Origin of the sequence: Stenotrophomonas sp. GD03877 (assembly GCF_029840555.1) — a bacterium.
GTDB lineage: Bacteria > Pseudomonadota > Gammaproteobacteria > Xanthomonadales > Xanthomonadaceae > Stenotrophomonas > Stenotrophomonas geniculata.
Map to the genome: position 1 here is coordinate 39,476 of NZ_JAOCCT010000017.1, position 25,518 is coordinate 64,993.

A 25,518-nucleotide genomic window follows, 5' to 3' on the forward strand; every position below is an offset into this window, starting at 1 on the left:
GCCATGTACTGGCTCAGCCGCCACCGGATGCTGTTGCTGACCATCCTGGTGATGGTCGGTGGCACCGTGCTGTGTGCGGTCGCCGCCGGCCACTACGCCTGGCGGCGTGCTCTGGGCGAGGAAAGCAGCCAGGTACAACGCCAGCTGCAGTTGTATGGACAGGGCCTGCAGCAGCGCATCGACCGCTTCGGCACGTTGCCGCAGGTACTGGCCCTGGATCCGGATCTTCTGCACGCCCTGCGTGTGCCGCCCTCGCCTGCCGAACGACAGCGGCTGAACCTCAAGCTGCAACGCGCCAATGAGGTCACCCGCGCCTCGACCCTGACCCTGGTGGGCCACGACGGCGTGGCAGTGGCAGCCAGCAACTGGGACCAGCCGACCACCAATGTCGGCGAGAACTACAGCTACCGCCCCTACTACCGCCAGGCACTGGCGCAGGGCCGCGGCCGCTTCTACGGCATCGGCATGACCACCGGCGTGCCCGGCTACTACCTGTCGCAGGCCATCGAGGAAGACGGCAAGCGGCTGGGCGTGGTGGTGATCAAGGTCGAGCTGTCCGCCCTGGAACAGGAATGGTTGAGCAGCCCCGACGTGGTGCTGGCCAGTGACGACCACGACGTGGTCTTCCTGGCCAACCGAGACAACTGGCGCTACCGCCTGCTGCGCCCATTGGGCGCCGACGAACGCCGCGAGATGCTCGATGCCCGCCAGTACGCCGACCGCGCGCTGCAGCCATTGCGTGCACGTACCGAGGACGTGCTGGCCGACGGCGGCCGCATGGTGCGACTGCTGGATCCGGCACTGCCGCAGCCGATGCTGTGGCAGAGCCTGGCGCTGCCTGCCGAAGGCTGGAACCTGCACCTGCTGCACGATGCCAGTGCAGCCACATCTGCCGGGCGCGCGGCCGCACTCACCGGCGGTGCCGCATGGCTGGCGCTGGGCTTCCTTGTGCTGTTCGTGCAGCAGCGCCGGCGCCTGGCCAAGCACCGCCTGCGCAGCCGCCGCGAACTGGAAACCCTGCTCAAGCAGCATGCCCAAGAACTGCGCACCGCACAGGATGGCCTGCTGCAGGCCGCAACCGACGCTGACAGCGGCCTCAGCCGCAGCCTGGCGCACCTGCCGCAGGGCGTGGTGGTGATCGACCGCGAGCTGCGGCTGGTGGCATGGAATGCGCGCTATCTGGAACTGTTCCGGTTCCCGGCAGACCTGGTTCGCGTCGGCCGGCCGATCGAGGAACTGTTCCGTTTCAATGCACGCCGTGGCCTGCTCGGTCCCGGCCCGGTGGACGAGGCCATCGAGCGTCGCCTGAACCACCTTCGCAGCGGCCGCCCGCACATGCGCGAGAGCGAAAAGGACGACGGCACGGTACTGGAGATCCGTGGCAATCCCCTGCCTGATGGCGGCTTCGTCACCAGCTACGCCGACATCACCAGCTACAAGAACGCGGCGCGCGAACTGCGTTCGCTGGCCGATGCGCTGGAGCACCGTATCGCCGAGCGCACCCATGATCTGGATGAGGCGCGCCGCGAGGCCGAGCAGGCCAACCGCTACAAGACCCGTTTCGTCGCCTCGGCCGTGCACGACCTGCTGCAGCCCCTCAATGCAGCGCGCATGTTCGTTTCGGTGCTGCGCGGCAAGCTGAGTGATCCGGCGCAGCAGCAGACCAGCGACCACATCGACGCTGCGCTGGCCGCGCAGGACGCGATCCTCAACAGCCTGCTGGATATCGCGCGGCTGGAATCGGGCAGCCTGCCGACCCGTGTGCAGGCGTTCCGGCTCGGGCCGCTGCTGCAGACGCTGGCGCGCGAGTTCGGCATCGCCGCACAGTCACGCGGGCTGGCGGTCGACTGGGTCGATACCGCTGCGGTGGTGGTCAGCGATGAAGCACTGCTGCGCCGCATCCTGCAGAACTTCCTGTCCAACGCGCTGCGCTACAGCGAACGCGGCCGCGTGCTGCTTGGTTGCCGCCGCCGCGAAGGCCTGCTGTGGATCGAAGTGCACGACCAGGGCCCCGGTATTCCGGATGCATTGCAGGGCGAGATCTTCGAGGAATTCCGCCGCCTGCACGACGGCCAGCAGCGCGGCGCCGGCCTTGGCCTGGCGATCGTCGACCGCATCGGCCGCCTGCTTGGCCATCCGATCCGCCTGGGCTCGCAGCTGGGCCAGGGCAGCGTGTTCGCAGTGGGCGTACCGTTCGGCGACGCCAGTGCGATTCCTGCTACGGCGCCTGCGCCGGTGCTGGTGCAGGAACCGGCCGCGGACAATCCGCTGCGCGGGCGCCGGGTGTGGGTGATCGATGATGATCCGCACGTCTGCGCCGCCAGCCGCGCGCTGCTGGAACGCTGGGGCTGCGAGGTGATGCTGGCCGATGGCCCGCAGGCCGCGTTGCAGCTGGCGGCAACAGGCGCGGTACCGGAGCTGGTGCTGCTGGATGTGCGCATGGGCGATCACCACGGGCCGGTGCTGTACGAGACATTGGCCGAACTCTGGCAGGTCCGTCCGCCGGTGGTGCTGGTCACCGCCGAGCGCGATGCAGGGTTGCGCGAGATGGCTGCCGAGCGTGGCTGGGGAATGATGGCCAAGCCGGTGAAGCCGCCGGCGCTGCGGGCGCTGATGAGTCAGTTGCTGATCCGGCATCGCGGGTAGTTTCCAGCCAACGGCGCAGCCCCTCGTGGGTGGTGTCTGGTTGGTCGTGGAAAGCAAAAGCCGTGGGTGGGCCGGTCGGGCTGGGTGCGCGGGGGACGCCGTGAATCCGTCCCTGGAGGCTTGGCAGCCGCATCCATGCGGCTGACACCCCCGCGCACCCAACCCGACCGGCCTCCGACAGATTTCGGTGGCCTGCACCCACGAAGAAGAAAATAAGATCAAAAGCGGGTCGCGCGCTGCGCTTGCTCGTGTAGAGCCGAGCCCATGCTCGGCTTCACGGACCGTCCAGAAAGCAGCCGAGCGTGGGCTCGGCTCTACAAAAAGCAGCCTGTCAGGCTGCCTTTGCTTTTGATCTTCTTTTCTCTTCCGCGGGTGGACGCGCACGGAACCTGTCCGTGGCCGGGCAGGTGGGCTGCGCAGGGGCGTGAGCCGCATGGGCCCGAGGCATGCCTCGGGCGAGTTGGGCAGGACGCCCAACCCGGGTCTTGCCGTGTGCGCAGGAAAGCGCACACGAGCAAGCGGCGACCGAGCTTACATGGACGTACTTGCAGCGGCCCCTGCGCAGTCCACCTGCCCGGCCTCAACCATGAACTGCTCTACGTGTCCACCCACGAGGGGCTGCGCCGTTGGCTGGAAACTACAACCCGATGCCGGCGTCGCCCTCGGGCTCCAGCGCCTTCACCAGCACCGCTGCCTGCGTTCGGCTATGGCACTCGAGTTTTTTCAGGATGGCGGTGACATGCACCTTCACCGTGTTCTCAGCCAACCCCAGCGTATAGGCGATCTGCTTGTTGAGCAGGCCATCGGCCAGGCACAGCAGCACGCGGAACTGCTGCGGGGTCAGCTGCGCCAGGCGGCTGGCCAGCAGCGCGTCGGCCTCCGAACGCTCGGCGGCCATCGCCGGAAACCACAGGCCGCCATCCAGCACTGCCTGCACGGCCTCGCCGATGGTCTCGGCCGGGGCCGACTTCGGGATGAAACCGGCGGCACCGAACTGCTGGGCGCGGCGGATCACACGGGGGTGGTCGTTGGACGAGAGGATCACCACCGGGATGTCCGGATGCGAGCCGCGCACGTGCAGCAGCGCGGAGAAACCGTGTGCGCCTGGCATGGTCAGGTCGAGCAGCACCAGGTCCACATCCGGGTGTGCGTCGAGTGCTTCGGCCAATGCCTCGGCGCTGGCGACCTCGCGCACCTGCGCCAGCGGCAGGCTCTGCCGCAATGACTGCACTACCGCCGAACGCAGCAGCGGGTGGTCATCGGCGATCAGGATGGTGTATTCGCTCATGCGGCCATTGTACGGGCAGGCCGGAGCCTCAGCGCCCTGCCGGTTCCACACTGCTGCGCCAGGCATCGAGGAACTGGCGGCGCTTGAGCGCGTCCAGATACACCAGCAGGCCCGGACCCAGCTGGATCGGGCGGCGGCTGCGGCCCGGCGCATCATCGCCGCGCGCGTTGCCGGTCACGATCGGCATCAGCCGTGCCTCGCGCGACAGCACCTGCTGGCCGCGTGGCGACAGCAGGTAGTCGAGGAAGCGCCGGGCTTCTTCCGGGTGTGGGCCGGTACGCGGGATCACTGCGGTACGCAGCACCACCAGCGTGTAGTCCTCGGGCTCCACAATGCCCAGCGGGGCACCCGCGTCGATGCGCGCCTGCGCGTAGGAGCCGAGCACGTTGTAGACCAGCGATAGCTGTCCGCTGGCCACCTTGTCCAGCAGCACGCCAGTGCGCTCCTCGCGCACCACGTCGTTGTCACCCAGCGCGCCCAGCAACGCACCGGCGATGCTGCCACGCTGCGCATCCTGGGTAGACAGCAGGTAGCCGACGCTGCTGCGCTCGATGTCATAGGTGCCGACCCTGCCGCGCAACGGTGCTCCCTCGGCACGTAGCCGGTCGAGCAGCTGGCGGCGCGTGTGCGGCACCTTTGCCGAAGGCATCGCGCGGGTGTTGTAGACCATCACCACCGGCTCGTAGCTGATGCCGAACGCCTCGTTGCGCCACTGTGCCCAGGCCGGCAGAGCAGCGGTCTGCGCCGAACGGTGTGGAAGCGCGTGGCCATCGTTGACCAGCTTGGTCTGCAGATCCATGCCGCTGGAGATCAGCAGGTCCGGCGATGCCGGCCCGGCGCGGTCATGCAGGTAACGCGCGTACAGGTCCTGGGTGATGATGTCCTCGTACACCACCTCGGTGCCGGGATGCAGGCGCTGGTAATCGGCGATCACCACCGCGAACACTTCGATGTCGGTGGTGCCGTGAATGCGCAGCTGCGCAGTGGCCTTTGCCTGGGCCGGGAAACGGCGTACGTCGCCGGGCGCGGCCAGCACCGGCAGGGCCAGCAGCAAGGCAACGGCAGCAGCGAACAGGCGGATCATGGACTGCTCCGGGGCAGGCGGATGGTAGCGATCAGCCCGCCCTGCGGGCGGTTGCTGAGGTCGATGCGGCCGCCATGGCTGTCGACCACGCGCTTGACGATGGCCAGGCCCAGCCCGGCGCCGCCGGACGGCGCGCCTTCGCCACGGGCGAAGCGCTCGAACACGCGTTCGGCATCAGCGGGCGCGATGCCTGCGCCATGGTCGGCGATGGTCAGCACCGCCTGACCGCCTTCCACGGTCAGCGCGATCTGCAACGGGCCCTCGCCGCCGTACTTCAGTGCGTTGTCGACCAGGTTCTTGATCGCCTCGCGCAGCAGCAGTGCATCACCATGCACCTGCACCGGCTCGGCGGTCATCGCCAGCTGCACGCGCGGTACCGGTCCGGCCTGCGGCAGGGCTTCATGCAAGGCCTGGTGCACGGTCTCGGCCAGGTCCACCGCTGCAAAGCGCTGCAGGTGCGAACGATGGATCACGCTGGCATCGCTGAGCAGCTGGTTGAGCAGGCGGCTCATATGGGTGGCATTGCGCTCGATCGCCTGCAGGCTGCGCCGCATGTCTTCCGGATCGTCATCATCCAGCGCCAGCTGTGCCTGCGCGCGCAGCGCCGCCAGCGGCGTACGCATCTGATGCGCGGCCTCGGCCATGAACGCGCGCAGCGTCTCGTTGCTGCTGGACAGGCGCTCCATGAAGCGGTTCAGCGCCGCCACCATCTGGTCCATCTCACGCGGTACGCGCGCGTCGAGGGGCTTCAGGTCGGACGGTTCGCGGCGCGACAGCTCGCGCTCCACCCGCACCAGCGGCCGGAACGCACGGTGCACCCCGAAGGCCACCAGCGCCAGCAGCAGGCCGGACAGCACGCCAATCGCCAGCAGCGCGCGATTGACCATGTCCTGCGCCACGGCTTCGCGGGCACGCCGGGTCTGGCCCACCTGCACCTGCACCTCGCCCTGCGCCGAGGCCGCGGCGAAACTGCGGCCGACCACCACGAAGCGCACCGTTTCGCCGCTGTAGGCGGCGTCGAACAGCTGCGGTTGCGTGCCCGGACGGCGCGGCGGCGACGGCAGATCGCCATAACCTGTGATCAGGTTGCCGCGGCTGTCGGCCACCCGATAGAACACGCGGTCTTCCGGGGCCATCGCCAGCAGGTCCAGCGCGGCATAGGGCAGATCGACCTGCCACTGGCCGTCGACCAGCGCCACCGAATCGGCGATGGACAGCGCCGAAGACACCAGCAGGTGATCGTAGGAACGGTTCGCCGCACGCTGGCCATAGTCGCGCGCGGCGAACAGCAGCGCCACCGCGAACACCGCCAGCAACGCACCGAGGTAGAGCAGCAGCGTGCGCCGCAGCGAACCTGGCGCCGCGTTCGCAGCGCGTACGTCAGCCATCGGCGTCGGCGCTGCCATCGCTGGCCTCCAGCAGGTAGCCGACACCGCGCACCGTGGTGATGCGCAGCGGTGCACCGGCCAGTTTCTTCCGCAGGCGACCGACGTACAGCTCGATGGCATTCGGGCCGGCTTCGTCGTCGAAGCCGAACAGGCCGTTGCCGATCTCGTCCTTGCCCACCACCTGGCCAAGGCGCCCGACCAGGATTTCCAGCAGGCGATACTCACGGTTGGGCAGTTCGATCGGCTCGCCGTCGAGGCTGACCCGGTGCGCGGCGTTGTCGAACTGGAAGCCGCCGATCTGCACCACTTCGCTGGCCTGGCCTCGTGCACGCCGCAGCAGCACGCGGCAGCGCGCTTCGAACTCGCGGAAATCGAAGGGCTTGCCCAGGTAGTCGTCGGCGCCGACATCCAGCGCCTGCACGCGGTCTTCGATGCCATCGCGTGCGGTCAGCATCAGCACCGGCGTACTGTCACCGCGCTCGCGCATGCCGGCCAGCACGCGCAGGCCATCGAGCTTGGGCAGGCCGATATCCAGCACCACCAGGTCGAAGCTCTGGTAGCGCAGCACGCTGGCGGCGGCCAGGCCATCGGCCTGCCAGTCCACGGCGTGCCCACTGCGGCGCATGCGGCGGATGATCGCATCGGCCAGATCCGGGTTGTCTTCGACCAGCAGCAGGCGCATGGGCACGGGGTTGGGAGGGGAAACGAATGCTACCGCATGCCGCTGCCGCGCTCGCCGGGCCCTGCCAGGAGGCAGCAGCGAGCCGCTTTACGCTGCACCGCACAATCCGTTGACAGGACGATGACAGCTTGCCCGACCCAGACTGCGGCCGCGCACCGTCCGGTGCCCACGATTGCCGCGCGCCTGGCGCGCACCTGGGAGGGTTTGTGGAATTCACGTTTGCCTGGCGGCGTCCTGCCGCCATGATGGCGCTGGCTGCCCTGTCGGCGCCGGCCTTCGCTGCCGAAGACGACCGCCCGGTCACGGCCACCCTCGGTGGCCGCCTGCACCTGGACTTCGCTACCTTCGACAACGACAACCGCGGCACCCCGAACAAGGACGACACCGAAATCCGCCGCGCGTGGGTTGACGTATCCGGCAAGTTCTTCGTGGTCGACTACAAGCTGGAGGCCGATTTCTCCGGCGACCGCGTCGAGGCCAAGGACGTGTACCTGGCGCGCAGCTTCGGCAAGGCCGGCAAGCTCACCGTCGGCCAGTTCAAGCAGTACTTCTCGCTGGATGACCGTACCAGCTCCAACTACGGCAGCTTCCTGGAGCGCGGCAACGCCGGCACCACGCTGGCCCCGCTGTACCGGCTGGGCGCGTCGTGGCAGGCCAATCCGGGTGACTTCACCTGGGCCGCCAGCATCTACAGCCTGGAAAGCATCGATGCCTGGCAGGTGAAGGGCCGCGCGGCGGGTGGCCGCGTTACCTGGGCGCCCTCGCCCAGCGACGGCGACGTGCTGCACCTGGGCCTGTCGCTGGCCCGCGAGGCCTATGACAACCCCGGCGCGAACGGCGTTCCGGGCCTGAAGATCCGACCACGCCCGGCCGGCCACCTGTCCGATGAAAGCCGCCTGACCCTGGTCGACTTCTCCGCCGGCCGCGATACCGACGTCAACAAGTGGTCGCTGGAATACGCGCAGGTGCGCGGCCCGCTCTCGTGGCAGGGCGAGTTCAGCGGCGCCACCTTCGATGACGGCGCGCAGCGTGGCGACGTGATGGCCGCCTACGGCATGCTCAGCTGGTTCGTCACCGGCGAAAGCCGCGCCTACGACCGCAAGACCGGCCGCTTTGCGCGGGTGAAGGACATCCGCCACAAGGCCGGTGCCTTCGAAGTAGCGCTGCGCTACGACCAGATGTGGGGTGAGCAGCATCTCGATGGTGCGCCGGACCTGCGCCGTGGCAGCACCGAAGCCTGGACGCTGGGTGGCAACTGGTACCTGCGCGACAACCTGCGCTTCATGCTCAACGTGATCGAAAGCCGCAACCGCGACCGCTTGGCCGGGGTGACGGTGGACCGCACGCGCGCGGTCACCGGACGCCTGCAGTACGACTTCTAAGCCCGGATTCCCGGGCATGCCGCCCGGGCCCCTTCCACTCCCCCACGTCCTGTATTCGCAAGGAGTCCGCAGATGATGCTGAGCATCCTCGGCTTTGGCATGGTCATTACGTTCATGTACTTGATCATGAGCAAACGCCTGTCACCGCTCGTCGCCCTGATCACCATTCCCATCCTGTTCGCGCTGATCGGCGGCTTCGGCGCCGGCATCGACGAGATGATGCTGGAAGGCATCAAGAAGATCGCGCCGACCGGCGTGATGCTGATGTTCGCCATCCTCTACTTCGGGGTGATGATCGATGCCGGCCTGTTCGATCCACTGGTGCGGGTGATCCTGCGCTTCGTCAAGGGCGATCCGATGAAGATCGTGCTCGGTACCGCGGTGCTGGCGATGCTGATCTCGCTCGATGGTGATGGCTCGACCACCTACATGATCACCGTCTCGGCGATGCTGCCGCTGTACCAGCGCCTCGGCATGAACGCGCTGAACATGACCTGCGTGACCATCCTCGCCGGCGGCGTGATGAACCTGACCCCGTGGGGCGGCCCGACCGCACGCGCGGCCACCGCGCTGCACGTGGACCCGGCCGACGTGTTCGTGCCGCTGATCCCGTCGATGGTGATCGCCTGTGCCGGCGTGCTGCTGCTGGCCTGGTACCTGGGCCTGAAGGAACGCCGTCGCCTTGGCGTGGTGACCCTGCCCAAGGGTGGCAGCTGGATGGACAACAGCGTGTCCGATGACAGCAACCCGCTGCCGACCGTGGAAGACGCCGAAGACATCAAGCGCCCGAAGCTGCTGTGGGTGAACCTGGCGCTGACCGTGGCGCTGATGACCGCGCTGATCATCGGCGTGCTGCCGATGCCGGTGCTGTTCATGGTCGGCTTCGCCATCGCCCTGGTGATCAACTACCCGAACCTGGCCGAGCAGCGCCGCCGCGTGGTCAACCATGCCGGCAACGTGCTGTCGGTGGTGTCGCTGATATTCGCCGCCGGCATCTTCACCGGAATCCTCAACAACACCGGCATGGTCGAAGCAATGTCGCACAGCTTCCTGGCCGTCATTCCGGAATCGTGGGGCCCGTACCTGGCGGTGATCACGGCGGTGGCATCGATGCCGTTCACCTTCTTCATGTCCAACGACGCCTTCTACTTCGGCGTGCTGCCGATCCTGTCCGAGGCCGCCGGCAACTACGGCATCACCCCGGTGGAAATGGCGCGCGCCTCGCTGGCCGGCCAGCCGGTGCATCTGCTCAGCCCGCTGGTGCCGTCCACCTATCTGCTGGTGGGCCTGGCCAAGGTCGAATTCGCCGACCACCAGAAGTTCACCCTGAAGTGGGCCATCGCCATCTCCATGCTGCTGATGGTCGGCAGCCTGCTGTTCGGCCTGTACCCGCTCGCTGCCTGACCCTCTACCAAGGAGCCTTCTGCAATGACGCTTCGAATCGCTTACGTCACCAGTGGAATGGGCAGTGTCGGTACTGCCATCTGCCAGAGCCTGGCCCGCAGTGGCCACACCGTGGTCGCCGGTTGCGCGCCGAACTCGCCGCGCAAGGCCAACTGGCTGCGCGAGCAGCGCGAACAGGGCTTTGATTTCATCGCCTCCGAAGGCAACGCCACCGACTGGGCCTCGACCAGCGCCGCGTTCGCCAAGGTGCGTGCGGAAGTGGGCGAGGTCGATGTGCTGGTCAACAACTCCGGTGGCAGCCGTGATCTGCTGTTCCGGCAGATGACGGTGGAAGACTGGAACGCGGTGATCGCCTCCAACCTCAATGCGCTGTTCAACCTGGCCAAGCAGGTGGTTGACGGCATGGCCACGCGTGGCTGGGGCCGCATCATCAACATCGGTTCGGTCAGCGCCCACAAGGGCCAGATCGGGCAGGTGAACTACGCCACCGCCAAGGCCGCGATGCACGGTTTCAGCCGTGCACTGGCTGCCGAAGTGGCCTCGCGCGGCGTCACCGTCAACACGCTGTCGCCGGGCTACATCGCCAGCCAGGCGATCAGCAGCTTCCCGCCGGATGTGCTGGACCGGCTGGCGGCCTCGGTACCGGTGCGTCGCCTGGGCCGCCCCGAGGAAGTGGCCGGCCTGTGCGCCTGGCTGGCCTCGGATGAAGCCTCGTATGTGACCGGTGCCGACTATCCGGTCAACGGCGGCCTGTACATGGGCTAAGCCCTCCCCCACGGAGTGCGCGGGGGCCGGAGAACCTTCGCATGCGAGGGGGATCCGGCCCCTTATTTCTGCCTGCACCGCACCCGTGCTATACCGGCGACGAGCCAGGCACAGGGAGTGCGCGCATGCAGCGCTGGGAGTGGACCATCGCGATGATGTTGTTGCCCGCGCTGTGCGTGGCGGCAACACCGGCGGCGTTGCCGATGGCCGATGAAATGCAGGCCGACCGGCTGGTGGAACTGAGCCGGCACTGGGCCGCGCCATGGCCGCGCACACCACGACTCGCCGACCTGCATGCGGTCATTCCTGCATCAGCAACCCGCATCGAAATGCGTGGGGCGCCGCAGCTCACATTGCCTGCGATGCCGCTTTCACCGCCGCTGCGGGTCACCGCCGGGGTGGTAATGCTGTACCCGGACCATCAACGCGTGCAGTCCGTGCGCCTCGACATCAGCGGTGCCTGCGTAACCCGCCAGCAGGTCAATCAGCGCTTCGGCCGCCCCGATCGGGTGCTTCCGCCCAGTGGTCATGCGCCGGAACAGGCATTGACGCTGAGCTACACCGAAGTTGATCGCTGGATCAGCTTCCTGTTTCCCGGCGTGGACCACCGTTGTGTCTCGCAGGTGGTTCTCAGGCCGGCGGAGGCGCTTGCTCCATGACAGTGGTGTTGCAGGGCGCGCATCACGCCCCTGCCTCGTTCGTTGGATTTTCGTAAAGAAGGTTTCATGTTCCATTCGCATAGTGGCCATGCACCGCGCACGCATGCCGGTGACCACCCCCAATGCAACGGACCACCATGCAGACCCGACACCTGACGATCGCCGTGGCGATCGCGCTCTCCGCCGCCAGCGCCCATGCCGCCCCCGCCGCCGATACCGGCGCCAGCACCGATGCCGCGCTGAGCGCGCAGACGCTGGATACCGTCTCCGTGATCGGCCAGGGCGAGACCCGCCAGGTGCAGCGCATCACCACCGTCGACAAGCAGGTGCTGCCGCCGGGCACCAGCGGCCAGAAGATCCTCGACCGCCTGCCGGGCGTGTCGGTGCAGTCCAACGACGCCTTCGGTGCCAACGAAGAATCGCAGACCATCAGCCTGCGCGGCTTCGACAAGAGCCGCCTCGGCTATACGCTGGACGGCATCCCGCTGGGTGACAACAGCTACGGCAACTACAACGGCCTGAGCATTGCCCGCGCGATCATCGCCGAGAACCTCGCCGGCGCAGAGCTGTCGCAGGGCATCGGTTCGCTGGGCGTGGCCTCGACCAGCAACCTGGGCGGCACCATCCAGTACTTCTCGATGGATCCGTCCACCGAGTTTGGTGGCCGCGCCAGCGTCACCGTTGGCGACGACAGCCAGCGCCGTGGCTACCTGCGCGTGGATACCGGCGACATCAACGGTTTCTCGGCCTACGTGTCCGGCGTGCACCAGGACCAGGACATGTGGGCGGCGCCGTACCAGAACCAGACTACCCGCCAGTTCAACGCCAAGGCCGTGTGGAATGTCGGCGACCACCGCTTCGGAGCGTTCGTGGCGACCTCGCGCGCCAGCCAGGCCAACTATGCCTACCTGTCCAAGGACATGCTGGCGCGCGGCCTGGGTTATGACTGGAACATCTATGCACCGGACTGGGATCGCGCCGTGGCCGCCGCGTACTGCGCGCCAGGCACGCTGGACCGCAGCAAGTGCAAGTTCAGTGGCGGCGTCAACAGCATCGACGACGCCTACTACCAGAGCCGCGCACTGCGTGACGACAACCTCTATTCGGTCGATGCCGACCTGCGCCTGGGCGAACAGGGCCGCCTGAAGCTGCTGGCCTATCACCATGACAACCGTGGCCAGGGCCACTGGTGGGCACCGGGCCAGCCGTCCTACCCGGGCACCGACAAGATGCTGCCGATCTCTATCCGCAGCACCAACTACACGATCAACCGCGATGGCCTGACCGCCGCGCTGTCGTGGACGGTGGGCATCCACGAACTGGAAGCCGGCCTGTGGTACGAGCAGAACGACCATAACGTGTCGCGCAACTTCTACTACATCAGCGGCCCGTTCCTGGACGACCTGTACCTGAAGAACCCGGACCGCCTGCTGTTCAACCAGGACTTTGACATCCGCACGCGCCAGTTCTACGTGCAGGACCGCATGCGCTTCCTGGACCAGCGCCTGACCGTGGATGTCGGTATCAAGAGCCCGAACACCCGCATGCGCGCAACCGCCCAGCCGGGCGTGGAAACCAGCATCGCCTCGGGCACGCTGACCGCCAAGAAGTCGGTACTGCCGCAGGTGGGCCTGGGCTTCAAGCTCAACGCCAACAACGAGCTGTTCGCCTCGTACGCCGAGAACATCGCCGCCTTCGTCGGTGGCGGCAGCGGTGGCCCGCTGCAGGTATCGCCGGAATCGTTCGCGGCCAGCGCCGGGCTCGAGCCGGAGAAGTCCAAGAGCCTGGAAGCCGGCTTCCGTACCTTCGGCGAGAAGTACCAGGCCTCGATCGCCGCCTACAACGTCAAGTTCGACAACCGCCTGCTGTCGCTGAACCCGTGTTCGAGCATCGAAGTCGGCACGCGTCCGGAGTGCGTGACGCGCTTCATCAACGTCGGTTCGGTGAAGAGCCACGGTGCCGAGCTGACCTTCATCCTCAAGCCGATCGACGGCCTGCAGTGGTACAACGCGCTGTCCTGGAACAAGACCACCTACGAGGATGACTACACCTCGGGCGGCGCGATCGTGCCGGTGGCCGGCAAGATCACGGTGGATACGCCGCAGCGCATGGCCTCCAGTGAGATCAGCTGGAACCGCGATGGATTCTTCGCCAGCCTGCGTGCCAAGTACACCGGCAAGCGCTACTACACCTATACCAACGACCAGTCGGTGCCGGGCGTGACCACCTTCGACGCCGGTGCGGGCTACGACTTCGGCCCGGGCCTGGGCCTGCGCAACGTGCGGGTGTCGTTGAACGCGACCAACCTGACCAACAAGCGCTATGCGGGGCAGCTGAGTTCGTTCGCGCCGACCGATCCGAAGGGCACGCGGTATGCGATCCATGCGAGCGCGCCGCGGCAGTTGTTCATGACGGTGGCGGCGGAGTTCTAAATCGAAAGCAGGCGCTGCGGCGCGTTGATTGTTCCTGCATGGCGTGGGTAGGCAGGCCCATGCAGGACACGCCGTAAACCCGTCCTTGGGGGCTCGGTCGGCGCATCCATGCGCCTCACGGTCCTGCATGGGCCTGCCTACCCCCGCTGGACAGTTCCCCGCGCCGGCGCGGAGGGAATGGAAAGCAAGAGCAACAGCAAAAGCAAAGAGCCGGGCAATGCCCGGCTCTTTGCTTTTCAAGCGCAATCCCTCTGGTGGACCTGCTGCCGCGCCCGCAGGAAATTGTCTGGAGGAGGCGGGGCACCCTGGTCAGGACCGTTGGCGCCATGGATGGCGCCATCGAGCACCATGGAGGGGCTTTTGCGTGTCCTGACCAGGGTGCCCCGCCTCCTCCCAGCCGATAGCAGGCAGGCGCAGGAGGATCCGCCAACGCATTTCATTCCGGCGCCAGCTGGTCCATCCGTATCCGGTTGGCGAACAGCGAGAACGCCAGCATGCCGGCCAGGCCGTTCGCCCGGCTCACCCAGTGCGGCAGCCAGCGCGGCGGCTTCAGCACACCCGCTTCGAACAGCGGCGCGAACGCGATCGCATCGGCCAGGCTCATCTTGCCGGCAAACAACCAGCGGCAGACCTGCAGGCGGTCCTCGGCCAACATGTGGCGGAAGAAGGTATGCACCGACACCAGGCCACGCAGGTACACCGTGTCCTTGGTGAAGGCCAGGCCGCCACTGGGCGGCACGCCGCGGAACACGCGCTGTGCCGAAGCGAAGCTTTCTTCGGCGTTCTGCCCGGCATCGCAGAAGTAGCGGAACACTTCGATGAAATCGGCGCCTTCGCGTGCCATGGCAATCGCTTCGGTACGCAGGCTGATGCGTTTCAGGCGCTCGATGTCGATGCTGCCGGTGATCTGCTCGGCAAACGTCGCCAACCCTTCCTGGGTCGCAGTCACCCGCGGCGAGGACAACGCCAGGCTGGGCAGCACCGGTTGTTCGCGGCCATTCAAGGCGGTCAGCGAATGCACCAGCGCTTCGTGGTGGAACAGCTGCGCGCGGTCGTAGGCGCTGAAGCGCGCGCTGGTGCGCAGGCGGATGCGGGTCGGTCCGGCAGCGGCCTTGGACACCAGCTCCGGATCGAGCTGCACCTGGATGATGCGCGATTCGAAGAAGGCGTCCAGATCGTTCTGCAGCTGCAGCTGCAGGGCAATGGCCGAGACCGGCACCTGCTCTTCCGGCGCCAGCAGCTCGTGGTCCAGTTCGGCGGCAATCTGGATGAAGTGGCGCGCTGCTTCGCGCGTGCTCGGGCCATTGCCTGGCAACGGCTGCTCTGGGGCGCCGAACAGCTGCACCGAACAGGTATCGACGGCGGCGGTGCCCAGCCCTTCCAGCAGCTGCGCGGCCAGGTCCCAACTCTGTGCCGACTGTCGCACGTAGTGGCCCAGCGGATGAGTGTCATCACAGTCGGCGGCGATCGCGGCCAGCGCGCGGCGCTCTTCGCTGAAGTCGAGCCGAGGGTAGTCCACCTTCGGCAGCATCGGTTGCCCACGTGCCACGCTGTCCAGGAACGGTGCCTGCAGCGTGGCCGGCCAGCTGGTCAGGCCCAGCAGGCGGATGCCCCCCACGGCCTCGACCAGGCGCGCATCGAGCGCTGCATGGTGGGCCACGTCACGGTCCAGCGTCGCGGTCGGTTCCATGGGCGGACTATAGCGCCCTGCTGTGTCCGGCGCTGCGCGCCGCCGCCCGAGCATCGGCTCGGGCGCTACAGGAAATGACTCCGCCGCGGACCCACTGTAGAGCCGAGCCCACGCTCGGCTGCTGTGCTACCGCCGGCGGTTCTTGCTCGCCGGGCGGAACTGCTGGCCCTTGCCCTTCTTGCCACCGCGCTCCTGCGCGGTCTCGGCCTGGCGCACCGCCAGCTTGGCGGCGGCGGCGGCCACTTCTTCCTTCAGCTTGAAGTAGTTGAGCAGCCGGCTCTCTTCGATCTCGCCCGCGTCGATCGCTGCGCGCACGGCACAGCCCGGTTCCTGCTGGTGCTTGCAGTCGTTGAAGCGGCACTGTGCGGCCAGCGCTTCGATATCGGCGAAGCCGCCTTCGGACAGCGTCTCTTCACCGGTCGGCTTCAGCTCGCGCATGCCGGGGGTGTCGATCAGGCAGGCGCCCGTCGGCAGCGGCATCAGCGCGCGATGGGTGGTGGTGTGTCGTCCGCGCGAATCGTTGGCACGCACCGCGTTGGTCTTCATCCGCTGCTCGCCGAGCAGGGTGTTGGTCAACGTGGACTTGCCGGCACCGGACGAGCCCACCAGCACCACGGTGCGGCCCGGGCCCAGCCACGGTTGCAGCACGGCAACGCTGTCGGCATCCAGGCCGTTGATCGCATGCAGGGCAATGCCCTGCATCTCCAGCTCTTCCAGCACCGCCAGCGCATCCTCGCTGTATTCGGTCTGGTCGGCCTTGGTCAGCACCACCACCGGTTCGGCACCGCCACCGCCGACCAGCAGCAGGTAGCGCTCGATGCGGCGCGGATTGAAGTCGGCGTCCAGGCCACAGACGATGAACACTGTATCGATGTTGGCCGCGATCACCTGCTGGTGGTAGTGCTCACCCGCGGCACCACGCTTGATCGCGGTGCGCCGCGGCAGCAGGGCGACGATGCGGATGCCGTCCAGCAGCACCCAGTCGCCCACCGCCGGCCGTTCATGGCTGGGGAAGCGCGGGCGCTGCCATTCCGGCAGCGACTCGGCCTTGATCGATGCATCCGGGCCATCGGCCACCACGTAGTGGGTGCGGTGCTGTTCGATCACCCGTGCCGGGCGGGCCTGCGGGTGCGCGGCCATCGCGGCCTGCCAGTCGGCCTGCTGCGCCGGGCCCGGCCAGGGCCAGCCGATGGTCTGCAGGGCGATGAAATCGGGGGTCTGGGTCATCGCCGCCATTCTACCTGTGCCGGCGCCCTGCCAGCCCAGCAATGACGGGCCCGGAGCCCTTGCCATGCAGTGCAGCAATTCCGGTAGGATGGAAGCCCCATGCCTTTTGACGGCCCGTCTCCCATGTCCACCACCTCGCCCAAGCCCCTGGCCATCCGCGAGCGCCTTTCCGAAGTGCGCTACGAAATCCGCGGAGAACTGGCGCGGCGAGCCCGGGAGCTGGAGGCGCAGGGCCGCAAGCTGATCAAGCTCAACATCGGCAATCCAGGTGCTTTCGGTTTCCGCGCGCCCGAGCACCTGCAGCGCGCGATCGCCGACGACATGGGCCGCACCGACCCGTACACCCACCAGCAGGGCCTGCCGGTGGCGCGCGAAGCCATCGCCAGCTACTACGCCCGTCGTGGCGCGCCCGATGCACACCCGGACCGCGTCTTCCTCGGCAACGGCGTCAGCGAGCTGATCGACCTGTCGCTGCGTGCGCTGCTCAACCCGGGCGACGAAGTGCTGGTGCCCTCGCCCGACTACCCGCTGTGGTCGGCTTCGACCATCCTCAACGATGGCCGCCCGGTGTACTACCGCTGCGCGCCGGAGAACGGCTTCCAGCCGGACCCGAGCGAGATCGAGACGCTGGTCTCTTCGCGCACCCGCGCCATCGTGCTGATCAATCCGAACAATCCCAGCGGCGCCAGCTACCCGCGCGAACTGCTGGAGCGCGTGGTCGAGATCGCGCGCCGCCACAACCTGCTGCTGCTGGTTGATGAGATCTACGACCAGATCCTGTACGACGATGCGGTGTTCCAGCCGGTCGCGCCGCTGGCCGGTGATCATCCGTGCCTGACCTTCAGTGGCCTGAGCAAGGTGCACCGCGCCTGCGGTTGGCGCGTGGGCTGGGCACACCTGAGTGGCGACGATGCCCGCCTGGGTGACTTCCGCGCGGCACTGGACCTGTTGGGCGCGCTGCGCCTGTGCGCCAACGTGCCGGGCCAGTACGCCATCGAGGCGGCGGTGAACGGTCCGGACACCATCTCCGAGCTGTGCACGCCGGGCGGCCGCCTGTATGAAACCCGCCGCGCGGTGATCGAGGCCTGCGAAGCCAGCGAGCACCTGTCACTGGTCGCGCCGGCCGGCGCGCTGTATGCGTTCCCGGCCGTGGTCGGTGCCGCTGCGAAGGGCTTCGACGACCACGATTTCGCGCTGGACCTGATGAACAACGAAGGCGTGCTGGTGGTGCCGGGCTCAAGCTTCAACGTGCCCTACCGCCATCATTTCCGTGTGACCCTGATGCCGGAAGCTTCGGTGATGCGCGATGTGTTCGCCCGCATCGACCGTGTGCTGGCGCGCCGTGCCGAGGATGCGACCAAGGTCGTGCCGCTGAAGCCGCGCCGTTCGGTGGCCTGAGCCGTGGCATTGTCCTACCTGGCGCTGGGCGATTCGTACACCATCGGTGAAGCGGTTGCAGTCGAAGGCCGCTGGCCGCACCAGCTGGCCGCCGCCCTGCGTGCGCAGGGCATCGACCTGTCCAACCCGCAGACCATTGCGACCACCGGCTGGACCACTGACGAGCTCGATGCGGGTATCGACGCGACCGCACCGCAGGGTCCGTTCGATTTCGTCAGCCTGCTGATCGGCGTCAACAACCAGTACCGCGGGCGTCCTCTGGACGAATACCGCAGCCAGTTCCAGGCCCTGCTGCAGCGGGCGATCGGCTTCGCCGGCGGTGATGCCGGCCGCGTGCTGGTGCTGTCCTTCCCCGATTGGGGTGCCACCCCGTTCGGTGCCGGCAGTGGCCGCGACCTGGCCGCGATCGAGATCCAGACCGACGAGTTCAATGCCGCCGCCGAGGTGATCAGTACCCGGCACGGCGTGGCCTTCGTCGACATCACCGACATCAGCCGCGCACAGGGCGAAGACCCGACGATGATTGCCGAGGACGGCCTGCATCCTTCAGCGCGGATGTACGCGCTGTGGAGCGCACGCGCCCTTCCGGTGGCCACGCATCTGCTTGGCGGCACGGACTGAAGCGATGGACGGCACGCCACGGAACGGCCCGCCCCTGCCCTGTACTCCCCTGACGTCCCCGCAGGCGCGCTTGATCGCCGAAGCGTTCCGCCCGGCGCAGGCCTGGGGCAGCCGCCGCGACTACTACTACACCCGTAGCAAGCTCGGCAGCGATCCGCTGTACGACGGCGTGCTGCAGCATCTGCCTGAGGACGGGCAGCCGGTGCTGGACCTCGGCTGCGGGTTGGGCCTGTTCGCCCATGTACTGCGCCAGCGCGGCGGCACCCAACGCTACCTGGGCGTGGATGTGGATGCGGGCAAGATCGCCCGCGCGCAACGTGCTGCCGTCGAACTGCATGACGTGCGCTTCGACTGCGTGGATGTGCAGGCGCCGCTACCGGCGCAGGCCGGGCACGTCCTGCTGCTGGACGTGCTGCAGTACCTGGACGCGGGCCCACAGCAGGCACTGCTGCGCGCGGCCAGTGCACGGGTGGCCCCCGGCGGCTGCCTGCTGCTGCGCACGCCGCTGGCCACCGGCGATGGCCGCGACCGCACCACGCGGGTGGCGGACCGGCTGGCCTGGCTGGTCGGCTGGATGGGCACGCGGCCGCGCCACTATCCCGATCCAGAGGTGCTGCAGACGACGCTTGCCGAAGCGGGATTGCAGGTGACCGCCCCCCGGCCGCTGCATGGGCGTACGCCGTTCAACAGCTGGCTGCTGGTGGCACGACGGAACCTGTAGCGCCGGGCCATGCCCGGCGAGCGGAGCGGCACCTGTGGCATCCGCCGGGCATGGCCCGGCGCTACCGCATACGTATCAGCCGGTAGGCAGCTGCGCCTTCAGCCCGCGTTCGTCCAGCGCCTGCAGCACGCGCTCGATGATCACCAGATTGTGGCCGTGGGCGGCGCCTTCGTGCAGCAGCACGATGGCTCCTGGCCGCAGGTCGGGCAGCAAACGCGCCAGCACGCCCTCCGGCGTGCAGCCGACGCCGTCGTAACCGCGTGCACTCCAGCCCACGCGCACCAGGCCGAGCGCCTTCAACACCGGCGCCACGAACGGGTTGGTCATGCCCACCACCGAGCGATACCAGCGCACCGGATGCCCGCTCAGGGCCTGCAATGCATGCTGGCAGCCTTCGATCTCGGCGCGCATCGCAGCCGGGCCCAGCCGCCAGAAGCGGGCCTGCGGGTGGCTGTGGCTGTGATTGCCGAGATCGTGGCCACGGCGCAGGATCTCGGCCACCAGTTCCGGCTGTGCCAGCGCACGTTCCCCCACCAGGAAGAAGGTCGCACGCGCCTGGTGGCGGTCCAGCAGATCGAGCACGGCACGGGTTTCCGGGCCGGGGCCGTCATCGATCGTCAACCAGACACTGTTGCCAGCCTCCGGCACCCGGCTCAGTACCGGTGCGTAGAAACGGCTGTTGGGCAGGAACACCGGCACCATGAACAGCGCGTGGCTGGCCACCATCAGCGGCAGCCCCCAGTGCCACCCAGCCTGTACCCAGACCAGGATCACGGCCAGCTGCGACGCCACCAGCCAGGGCAGCCAGCGCCAGGGGCGGGCCGGGATGCGATGCAATGTTCCTGCGTTGCTCATCCCCCATGATGCCATGGGGGTTAGAATTGATGATTCGAATTCCCGGAACCCCGACGTCCATGTCCCTCGATCCCGCCCTGCGTTCGCGCATCGAATCCATCCTCAACGCCAACCGCGTCGTGCTGTTCATGAAGGGCCAGCCGTCGATGCCGCAGTGTGGTTTCTCGGCCAAGGCCGTGGGCGCCCTGCAGGACCTCGGCGTCGAGTTCGCCCACGTCAACGTGCTGGCCGACCAGGAAATCCGTGAAGGCATCAAGGCCTACGGCGACTGGCCGACCATCCCGCAGCTGTACATCGACGGCGAACTGGTCGGCGGCAGCGACATCGTGCTGCAGATGGCCGCCAGCGGTGAGCTGAGCAGCGTGCTGGGCCTGGCCGCACCGGACCGCACCCCGCCGAGCATCACCGTCACCCCGGCCGCCGTGGAAATGCTCAAGGGCGCGCTGGCCGACGCTCCGGGCGCTGCCCTGCAGCTGACCATCGACGCCGGCTTCCAGCCGAACTTCCAGCTTGCCCCGCATGACGAAGGCGCGATCGCTGCCGAATCCAACGGCCTGCGCGTGCAGTTCGACCTGTCCAGCGCCCGTCGCGCCAACGGCATCACCATCGACTGGGTGGACGACATCCGCGGCAAGGGCCTGGCCATCGACAACCCGAACGCGCCGAAGCCGGTGCAGGAAATCAGCGTGCGTGATGCCGATGACCTGGTGCGTGCCGGCAACATCACCCTGGTGGACGTGCGCCCGGCCGACGAGCGTGAGATCGCCGCCGTGGGCGTGCCGTTCAAGAGCTTCGACGGCAACGGCCGCGCCGAGCTGGAAGCCCTGCCGAAGGACACCGCACTGGCCTTCATGTGCCACCACGGTGGCCGCAGTGCGCAGGCCGCCGAGCAGTTCCGCGCCCTCGGCTTCACCAAGGTGTTCAACGTCACCGGCGGCATCAACGCCTGGTCCGAAGAGGTGGACAACGGCGTGCCGAAGTACTGATCGGCACTGAAAAAGGGGACGGAGGGGATTAAGTCGTTTGTGCCATAAACGACTTAATCCCCTCCGTCCCCTTTTTCTTAGCCGGCAAACCCGCCTTCGGCCAGGTAATCCAGTTCTTCCGGCGTGGGGATGCGGCCCAGCACGGCGTTGCGATGCGGGAAGCGCCCGAAGCGGCGGATGATGTCGCGGTGCAGTTCGGCGTACTGCAGGTATTCCTTGTCACCCAGCACGTCGAACATCGCTACCGAACGATCCTGGTCCAGCGGATCCTCGGAGTGCTCGAACGGCAGGTAGATGAAGGCGCGCAGCTTCGGCACCAGCTGCAGGTCCAGGCCTTCCTCGATGGCGCGCATGGCGTAATGCCGGGCCAAGCCATCGGTGGCGTAGGAATGGGCAGTGCCCCGGAAGCAGTTGCGCGGGAACTGGTCCAGCAGCAGCATCAGGGCCAGCGCCCCTTCGGCACTGCCCAGCCAATGCTCACGCCCGCGCGAAGCGGCGGCGAAATGCTCATCCAGAAACAACTGGCGGAACTGCGCGTCGAACGCGTCGTCGCGGGCGAACCACTTCGCAGGGCCCGCCTCCTTCCAGAATTCCACCACTTGCGCGGCAACGTCCATTACCTACTCCCAGGCCCGGACGCCCCGCGCCCGGCCTTCATCATCATTCGTCGAAGCGCAGGTGGCGGACCGACTTGCCGTTGCGCCGGATAAGCTTAAGCGCCTCGATACCGATCTGGATATGGTTTTCCACGAACTGGGAGCTGACCTTGGCATCGGAGGCTTCGGTCTTGACCCCATCGGGGATCATCGGCTGGTCCGAGACCAGCAGCAGCGCGCCACTCGGGATGTGGTTGGCGAAGCCAGCGGCGAACACCGTGGCCGTTTCCATGTCGATGGCCATGCAGCGCATCGCCCGCAGCCGTTCCTTGAAGGCCTCGTCGTGTTCCCAGACCCGGCGGTTGGTGGTGTAGACCGTGCCGGTCCAGTAGTCGTGGCCGAGGTCGCGGATCATGGTCGAGACTGCGCGCTGCAGCGCGAAGGCCGGCAGGGCCGGGACTTCCGGCGGCAGGTAATCGCCCGAGGTACCCTCGCCACGGATCGCAGCGATCGGCAGCACCAGGTCACCCAGCTGGTTCTTGCGCTTGAGGCCACCGCACTTGCCCAGGAACAGCACCGCCTTGGGCATCACCGCCGACAGCAGGTCCATGATGATCGCGGCATTGGGGCTGCCCATGCCGAAGTTGATCATGGTGATGCCATCAACGGTGGCACTGGCCATCGGCCGGTCCAGGCCGATGACCGGCGCGCCGGTCAGCTCGGAGAACGTATGCAGGTAGCCCCCGAAGTTGGTCAGCAGGATGTGCTGGCCGAACTGGTCCAAGGGCACGCCGGTATACCGGGGCAGCCAGTTGTCGACGATTTCCTGCTTGCTCTTCATGGGCGGTCCGGTACGGCGGGGGACCGGGTATTTTCAGCTACCCGGCCGGTGCCGTCGAGCTACCGTCGGCAGGCCTGTGAAGAAGGTCACTTGGCAAGCCCGCCGCCTCCGGGCTAGCGTCGGCGGTTGGACCAGGCTGCAAGGGGAACTGCATGGCATCGACGTTGTTGCGCGCCGGGGTGGCCCTGGCACTGCTTTCATTGAGTACGGCTCCGGCGGTGGGCGCCTCGCGCTTCGTCGCCGATCCCTACCCCAGCACCTACCAGGCGCATCCCGATGCGCCGGTACTGATCCAGAACGCCACCGTGCTGACCGGCACCGGCCAGCGCCTGGACAACGCCGACGTGCTGCTGCGCGACGGCCGCGTCGTTGCCGTCGGCCGCCAGCTGCAGGCCGATGCCGGTGTCACCCGCATCGATGCGCAGGGCAAGTGGGTCACCCCCGGCCTGATCGACGTGCACTCGCACCTGGGCGTGTACCCCAGCCCGGGCGTCGGCGCGCACAGCGACGGCAACGAGATGACCGCGCCGGTCACCGCCAACGTCTGGGCCGAACACTCGGTGTGGCCGCAGGACCCCGGCTTCGCCACCGCACTGGCCGGCGGCGTGACCAGCATGCAGGTGCTGCCCGGCTCGGCCAACCTGGTGGGTGGCCGCGGCGTGACCCTGAAGAACGTCCCGGCCGTCACCTATCAGGCGATGAAGTTCCCCGGTGCACCCTGGGGCCTGAAAATGGCCTGCGGCGAGAACCCCAAGCGGGTCTATGGCGAAGGCAAGGGCGTCACACCGGCCACGCGCATGGGCAACGTGGCCGGCTACCGTGCCGCCTTCATCGATGCCGCCGACTACATCGCCAAGAACACGCCCAAGCCGGCCAAGCGCAAGGGCTGGTTCGGCAGCGACAAGGGCGACAGCGCCGGGGATGCAGGCGGCAAGCGCGATCTCAAGCTGGACACGCTGGCCGGCGCCATCGAAGGCGACATCCGCGTGCACATCCACTGCTACCGCGCCGACGAGATGGCCACCATGCTCGATCTGGCCAAGGAATTCGGCTTCAAGGTGGCCGCTTTTCACCACGGCGTGGAGGCCTACAAGCTGGCCGACCGGCTGGCCGCCGACGGCGTCTGCGGCGCACTCTGGGCCGACTGGTGGGGCTTCAAGATGGAAGCCTTCGACGGCATTCCCGAGAACATCGCGCTGGTCGACCGGCCGAAGAACAGCTGTGCCATCGTCCATTCCGATTCACCCGAAGGCATCCAGCGCCTCAACCAGGAAGCGGCCAAGGTAATGGCGTCCGCGCGCCGCGCGCGCATGCCGGAGATCACGCCCGAGCACGCCATCACCTGGATGACCGCCAACGCCGCCAAGGCGCTGGGCATCGAGGGCCAGACCGGCACCCTGGAAGCCGGCAAGATGGCCGATGTGGTGGTGTGGAACGGCAACCCCTTCAGTTCGTACGCACTGGCTGAGCAGGTCTTCATTGATGGCCGCAGGCTGTACGACCGCAGTGCACCGGCAGCGACGCCGCGTTCCGATTTCCAGCTTGGCCAGGAGGTGCGCTGATGATGGTGCTCAAGCAGTTGGCGCAGTCTGCCGCGAAGGGCAGCCGAGCATGGCTCGGCTCTACTGTCATGGTGCTGGCCTGCATCTCGGCATCCGCACAGGCGCAGGACCTGCTGGTGCGCAACGCGACGGTGCACACCGCCAGCGCACGCGGCAGCCTGCAGAACGCCGATGTGCTGGTGCAGGGCGGCGTCATCCGCGCAGTCGGCACCGGCCTGTCCGCACCGGCCGGAGCGACCGTGGTCGAAGCCAATGGGCGGCCGCTGACCCCGGCCCTGTTCGGGGGCATCACCGAGACCGGCATCGAAGAGGTCTCGGGTGAATCAAGCACGGTGGACAGTTCGCTGAAGCTCGGTGAGCAGCCGCTGCGCCCGGAATTCGATGTCACCCTTGCCTACAACCCGGCCTCGGTGCTGATCCCGGTGACGCGGCTGGAGGGCTTCGGCTTCACCGCACTCGGCGCCGCCACCGGTGGCGGCTTCGTGGCCGGCCAGGGGGGCGTGATGCGGCTGGACGGCAGCGTCGACCCCATCGGTCCGCGCGCGCTGTTCCTGCGCCTGGGCTCGGCGGCATCGGAGCTGACCGGGCATTCGCGCGCCGCGCAATGGATGCTGCTGCAGCAGATGGTCGATGAAGCACGCGGACAGGTGGCAGCGGACTCGCCGCATGCGCTGCTGACCGCGGCCGGGCGCCGCACGCTCAGCCGCTATCTGGCCGGCCAGGGCCGCATCGTGGTGGAGGTCGATCGTGCCTCGGACATCCGCCAGCTGCTGCGCTGGGCCGCGCGCGAGAAGGTGAAGATCGCCATCGCCGGTGCCAGCGAAGCGTGGCAGGTCGCGCCGGAGCTGGCCGCCGCACAGGTGCCGGTGTTCGTCGACGTGCTGTCCAACCTGCCGGCCAGCTTCGACCAGATCGGCGCCACCCTGGAAAATGCCGCACGCCTGCAACGCGCCGGCGTGCCGGTGTCGTTCGTGCAGCGCGGCGACGCCACCCACAATGCACGCAAGATGCGCCAGCTGGCTGGCAACGCGGTGGCCAACGGTTTGCCGTGGGCCGATGGCCTGGCCGGGCTGACCCGGGTGCCGGCACAGGCGTTCGGCGTGGCCGACCAGATCGGCAGCATCGAGCCTGGAAAGCGGGCCGACCTGGTGCTGTGGGAGGGCGACCCGCTGGACGTGGCGCACTATGCCGAGCAGGTCTGGCTGGGCGGCCGTGCGATGCCGATGCGCTCGCGCCAGACCGACCTGCGCGACCGCTACCTGCAGCGCAACGCGCAGCCCTGACCGCACAC

At 67.7% G+C, this 25,518-nt stretch carries 21 protein-coding genes; 12 read left to right on the forward strand and 9 right to left on the reverse strand.

Translation table 11 applies throughout. The features are described from left to right. Positions 1 to 3 precede the first annotated feature (3 nt). Positions 4 to 2,646, forward strand: coding sequence for a PAS-domain containing protein (locus tag N5D20_RS13850; RefSeq protein ID WP_197578718.1), 2,643 nt, complete (start codon positions 4 to 6; stop codon positions 2,644 to 2,646). 637 nt (positions 2,647 to 3,283) lie between these two features. On the opposite strand, the gene N5D20_RS13855 is transcribed toward N5D20_RS13850, so the two are convergent. From N5D20_RS13855 to N5D20_RS13870, 4 genes are read right to left on the reverse strand one after another with little or no spacing between them, the layout of a single operon-like run. Next, positions 3,284 to 3,934 carry a response regulator transcription factor gene (locus N5D20_RS13855; RefSeq protein WP_005414428.1) on the reverse strand — a complete coding sequence of 217 codons (651 nt, stop codon included), beginning with the start codon at positions 3,932 to 3,934 and terminating at the stop codon, positions 3,284 to 3,286. 28 nt (positions 3,935 to 3,962) lie between these two features. Next, positions 3,963 to 5,018 (reverse strand): ABC transporter substrate-binding protein, encoded by a 1,056-nt coding sequence (locus tag N5D20_RS13860; RefSeq protein WP_197578719.1) that lies wholly within the window; start codon positions 5,016 to 5,018, stop codon positions 3,963 to 3,965. Beyond that, positions 5,015 to 6,406, reverse strand: a complete 1,392-nt coding sequence (locus N5D20_RS13865) for a sensor histidine kinase (RefSeq protein WP_191851473.1) — start codon at positions 6,404 to 6,406, stop codon at positions 5,015 to 5,017. Before N5D20_RS13865 ends, N5D20_RS13860 begins: the two co-directional genes overlap by 4 nt. After that, positions 6,399 to 7,088: a response regulator transcription factor gene (locus N5D20_RS13870; RefSeq protein ID WP_019662067.1), complete on the reverse strand. Its 690-nt coding sequence runs from the start codon at positions 7,086 to 7,088 to the stop codon at positions 6,399 to 6,401. The genes N5D20_RS13865 and N5D20_RS13870 overlap by 8 nt, the downstream gene beginning before the upstream one ends. Positions 7,089 to 7,330: 242 nt before the next feature. Here N5D20_RS13870 and N5D20_RS13875 point away from each other — a divergent pair, with 242 nt between their 5' ends. The 5 genes from N5D20_RS13875 (at position 7,331) to N5D20_RS13895 (ending at position 13,730) form a co-directional block, all read left to right on the forward strand. After that, positions 7,331 to 8,470: a porin gene (locus N5D20_RS13875; RefSeq protein ID WP_197578747.1), complete on the forward strand. Its 1,140-nt coding sequence runs from the start codon at positions 7,331 to 7,333 to the stop codon at positions 8,468 to 8,470. A 75-nt stretch (positions 8,471 to 8,545) separates the two neighbouring features. Then, complete coding sequence (locus N5D20_RS13880) at positions 8,546 to 9,874, forward strand: CitMHS family transporter (RefSeq protein WP_012481220.1); 1,329 nt, start codon at positions 8,546 to 8,548, stop codon at positions 9,872 to 9,874. Positions 9,875 to 9,898: 24 nt separating this feature from the next. Continuing rightward, the gene (gene phbB / locus N5D20_RS13885) at positions 9,899 to 10,639 is read left to right on the forward strand and encodes an acetoacetyl-CoA reductase (protein ID WP_197578720.1); all 741 of its coding nucleotides are present in this window, start codon (positions 9,899 to 9,901) and stop codon (positions 10,637 to 10,639) included. A gap of 125 nt (positions 10,640 to 10,764) precedes the next feature. Beyond that, positions 10,765 to 11,298, forward strand: a complete 534-nt coding sequence (locus tag N5D20_RS13890) for a hypothetical protein (protein ID WP_197578721.1) — start codon at positions 10,765 to 10,767, stop codon at positions 11,296 to 11,298. A gap of 137 nt (positions 11,299 to 11,435) precedes the next feature. Beyond that, positions 11,436 to 13,730 (forward strand): TonB-dependent receptor, encoded by a 2,295-nt coding sequence (locus tag N5D20_RS13895; protein ID WP_197578722.1) that lies wholly within the window; start codon positions 11,436 to 11,438, stop codon positions 13,728 to 13,730. A gap of 436 nt (positions 13,731 to 14,166) precedes the next feature. Here N5D20_RS13895 and N5D20_RS13900 read toward each other — a convergent pair whose 3' ends face one another. Together N5D20_RS13900 and rsgA are read right to left on the reverse strand one after the other, a co-directional pair. Beyond that, entirely contained in the window at positions 14,167 to 15,420 is a 1,254-nt protein-coding gene (locus tag N5D20_RS13900; protein WP_049435336.1) for a flavohemoglobin expression-modulating QEGLA motif protein, read from the reverse strand. Positions 15,421 to 15,546: 126 nt separating this feature from the next. Then, positions 15,547 to 16,656 (reverse strand): ribosome small subunit-dependent GTPase A, encoded by a 1,110-nt coding sequence (gene rsgA, locus N5D20_RS13905; protein ID WP_197578748.1) that lies wholly within the window; start codon positions 16,654 to 16,656, stop codon positions 15,547 to 15,549. 114 nt (positions 16,657 to 16,770) lie between these two features. On the opposite strand from rsgA, the gene N5D20_RS13910 reads away from it, so the two are divergent. The 3 genes from N5D20_RS13910 to N5D20_RS13920 are packed head-to-tail and all read left to right on the forward strand — an operon-like array spanning position 16,771 to position 19,387. Continuing rightward, complete coding sequence (locus N5D20_RS13910; RefSeq protein WP_010480840.1) at positions 16,771 to 18,045, forward strand: aminotransferase class I/II-fold pyridoxal phosphate-dependent enzyme; 1,275 nt, start codon at positions 16,771 to 16,773, stop codon at positions 18,043 to 18,045. A gap of 3 nt (positions 18,046 to 18,048) precedes the next feature. Further along, positions 18,049 to 18,666 (forward strand): SGNH/GDSL hydrolase family protein, encoded by a 618-nt coding sequence (locus N5D20_RS13915; protein WP_019338543.1) that lies wholly within the window; start codon positions 18,049 to 18,051, stop codon positions 18,664 to 18,666. 4 nt (positions 18,667 to 18,670) lie between these two features. Beyond that, on the forward strand, positions 18,671 to 19,387 hold the full coding sequence (locus N5D20_RS13920; protein ID WP_029379711.1) for a class I SAM-dependent methyltransferase: 717 nt from the start codon (positions 18,671 to 18,673) through the stop codon (positions 19,385 to 19,387). Between the two features lie 75 nt (positions 19,388 to 19,462). Here the strand turns inward: N5D20_RS13920 and N5D20_RS13925 are convergent, their stop codons facing one another. After that, the gene (locus tag N5D20_RS13925) at positions 19,463 to 20,242 is read right to left on the reverse strand and encodes a polysaccharide deacetylase family protein (protein WP_197578723.1); all 780 of its coding nucleotides are present in this window, start codon (positions 20,240 to 20,242) and stop codon (positions 19,463 to 19,465) included. A gap of 59 nt (positions 20,243 to 20,301) precedes the next feature. Between N5D20_RS13925 and grxD the strand changes: the two genes are divergently transcribed. Continuing rightward, a complete protein-coding gene (grxD, locus tag N5D20_RS13930; RefSeq protein WP_049435342.1) occupies positions 20,302 to 21,228 on the forward strand; it encodes a Grx4 family monothiol glutaredoxin in 927 nt (308 codons plus the stop codon). Positions 21,229 to 21,305: 77 nt separating this feature from the next. On the opposite strand, the gene N5D20_RS13935 is transcribed toward grxD, so the two are convergent. Both N5D20_RS13935 and N5D20_RS13940 read right to left on the reverse strand, forming a co-directional pair. Further along, a complete protein-coding gene (locus tag N5D20_RS13935; protein WP_006384394.1) occupies positions 21,306 to 21,845 on the reverse strand; it encodes a DUF924 family protein in 540 nt (179 codons plus the stop codon). 43 nt (positions 21,846 to 21,888) lie between these two features. Beyond that, positions 21,889 to 22,665, reverse strand: a complete 777-nt coding sequence (locus N5D20_RS13940) for an AMP nucleosidase (protein WP_197578724.1) — start codon at positions 22,663 to 22,665, stop codon at positions 21,889 to 21,891. A 152-nt stretch (positions 22,666 to 22,817) separates the two neighbouring features. Here N5D20_RS13940 and N5D20_RS13945 point away from each other — a divergent pair, with 152 nt between their 5' ends. Both N5D20_RS13945 and N5D20_RS13950 read left to right on the forward strand, forming a co-directional pair. After that, on the forward strand, positions 22,818 to 24,227 hold the full coding sequence (locus N5D20_RS13945; protein ID WP_197578725.1) for an amidohydrolase: 1,410 nt from the start codon (positions 22,818 to 22,820) through the stop codon (positions 24,225 to 24,227). Then, positions 24,227 to 25,510: an amidohydrolase family protein gene (locus N5D20_RS13950; RefSeq protein ID WP_197578726.1), complete on the forward strand. Its 1,284-nt coding sequence runs from the start codon at positions 24,227 to 24,229 to the stop codon at positions 25,508 to 25,510. Before N5D20_RS13945 ends, N5D20_RS13950 begins: the two co-directional genes overlap by 1 nt. Positions 25,511 to 25,518 lie beyond the last annotated feature (8 nt).

Coding starts and splice junctions, on each gene's coding strand:
- N5D20_RS13850 (WP_197578718.1), top strand. CDS start 4: ATGTACTGGCTCAGCCGCCACCGGATGCTGTTGCTGACCATCCTGGTG.
- N5D20_RS13855 (WP_005414428.1), bottom strand. CDS start 3,934: ATGAGCGAATACACCATCCTGATCGCCGATGACCACCCGCTGCTGCGT.
- N5D20_RS13860 (WP_197578719.1), bottom strand. CDS start 5,018: ATGATCCGCCTGTTCGCTGCTGCCGTTGCCTTGCTGCTGGCCCTGCCG.
- N5D20_RS13865 (WP_191851473.1), bottom strand. CDS start 6,406: ATGGCTGACGTACGCGCTGCGAACGCGGCGCCAGGTTCGCTGCGGCGC.
- N5D20_RS13870 (WP_019662067.1), bottom strand. CDS start 7,088: ATGCGCCTGCTGCTGGTCGAAGACAACCCGGATCTGGCCGATGCGATC.
- N5D20_RS13875 (WP_197578747.1), top strand. CDS start 7,331: ATGATGGCGCTGGCTGCCCTGTCGGCGCCGGCCTTCGCTGCCGAAGAC.
- N5D20_RS13880 (WP_012481220.1), top strand. CDS start 8,546: ATGCTGAGCATCCTCGGCTTTGGCATGGTCATTACGTTCATGTACTTG.
- phbB (WP_197578720.1), top strand. CDS start 9,899: ATGACGCTTCGAATCGCTTACGTCACCAGTGGAATGGGCAGTGTCGGT.
- N5D20_RS13890 (WP_197578721.1), top strand. CDS start 10,765: ATGCAGCGCTGGGAGTGGACCATCGCGATGATGTTGTTGCCCGCGCTG.
- N5D20_RS13895 (WP_197578722.1), top strand. CDS start 11,436: ATGCAGACCCGACACCTGACGATCGCCGTGGCGATCGCGCTCTCCGCC.
- N5D20_RS13900 (WP_049435336.1), bottom strand. CDS start 15,420: ATGGAACCGACCGCGACGCTGGACCGTGACGTGGCCCACCATGCAGCG.
- rsgA (WP_197578748.1), bottom strand. CDS start 16,656: ATGGCGGCGATGACCCAGACCCCCGATTTCATCGCCCTGCAGACCATC.
- N5D20_RS13910 (WP_010480840.1), top strand. CDS start 16,771: ATGTCCACCACCTCGCCCAAGCCCCTGGCCATCCGCGAGCGCCTTTCC.
- N5D20_RS13920 (WP_029379711.1), top strand. CDS start 18,671: ATGGACGGCACGCCACGGAACGGCCCGCCCCTGCCCTGTACTCCCCTG.
- N5D20_RS13925 (WP_197578723.1), bottom strand. CDS start 20,242: ATGAGCAACGCAGGAACATTGCATCGCATCCCGGCCCGCCCCTGGCGC.
- grxD (WP_049435342.1), top strand. CDS start 20,302: ATGTCCCTCGATCCCGCCCTGCGTTCGCGCATCGAATCCATCCTCAAC.
- N5D20_RS13935 (WP_006384394.1), bottom strand. CDS start 21,845: ATGGACGTTGCCGCGCAAGTGGTGGAATTCTGGAAGGAGGCGGGCCCT.
- N5D20_RS13940 (WP_197578724.1), bottom strand. CDS start 22,665: ATGAAGAGCAAGCAGGAAATCGTCGACAACTGGCTGCCCCGGTATACC.
- N5D20_RS13945 (WP_197578725.1), top strand. CDS start 22,818: ATGGCATCGACGTTGTTGCGCGCCGGGGTGGCCCTGGCACTGCTTTCA.
- N5D20_RS13950 (WP_197578726.1), top strand. CDS start 24,227: ATGATGGTGCTCAAGCAGTTGGCGCAGTCTGCCGCGAAGGGCAGCCGA.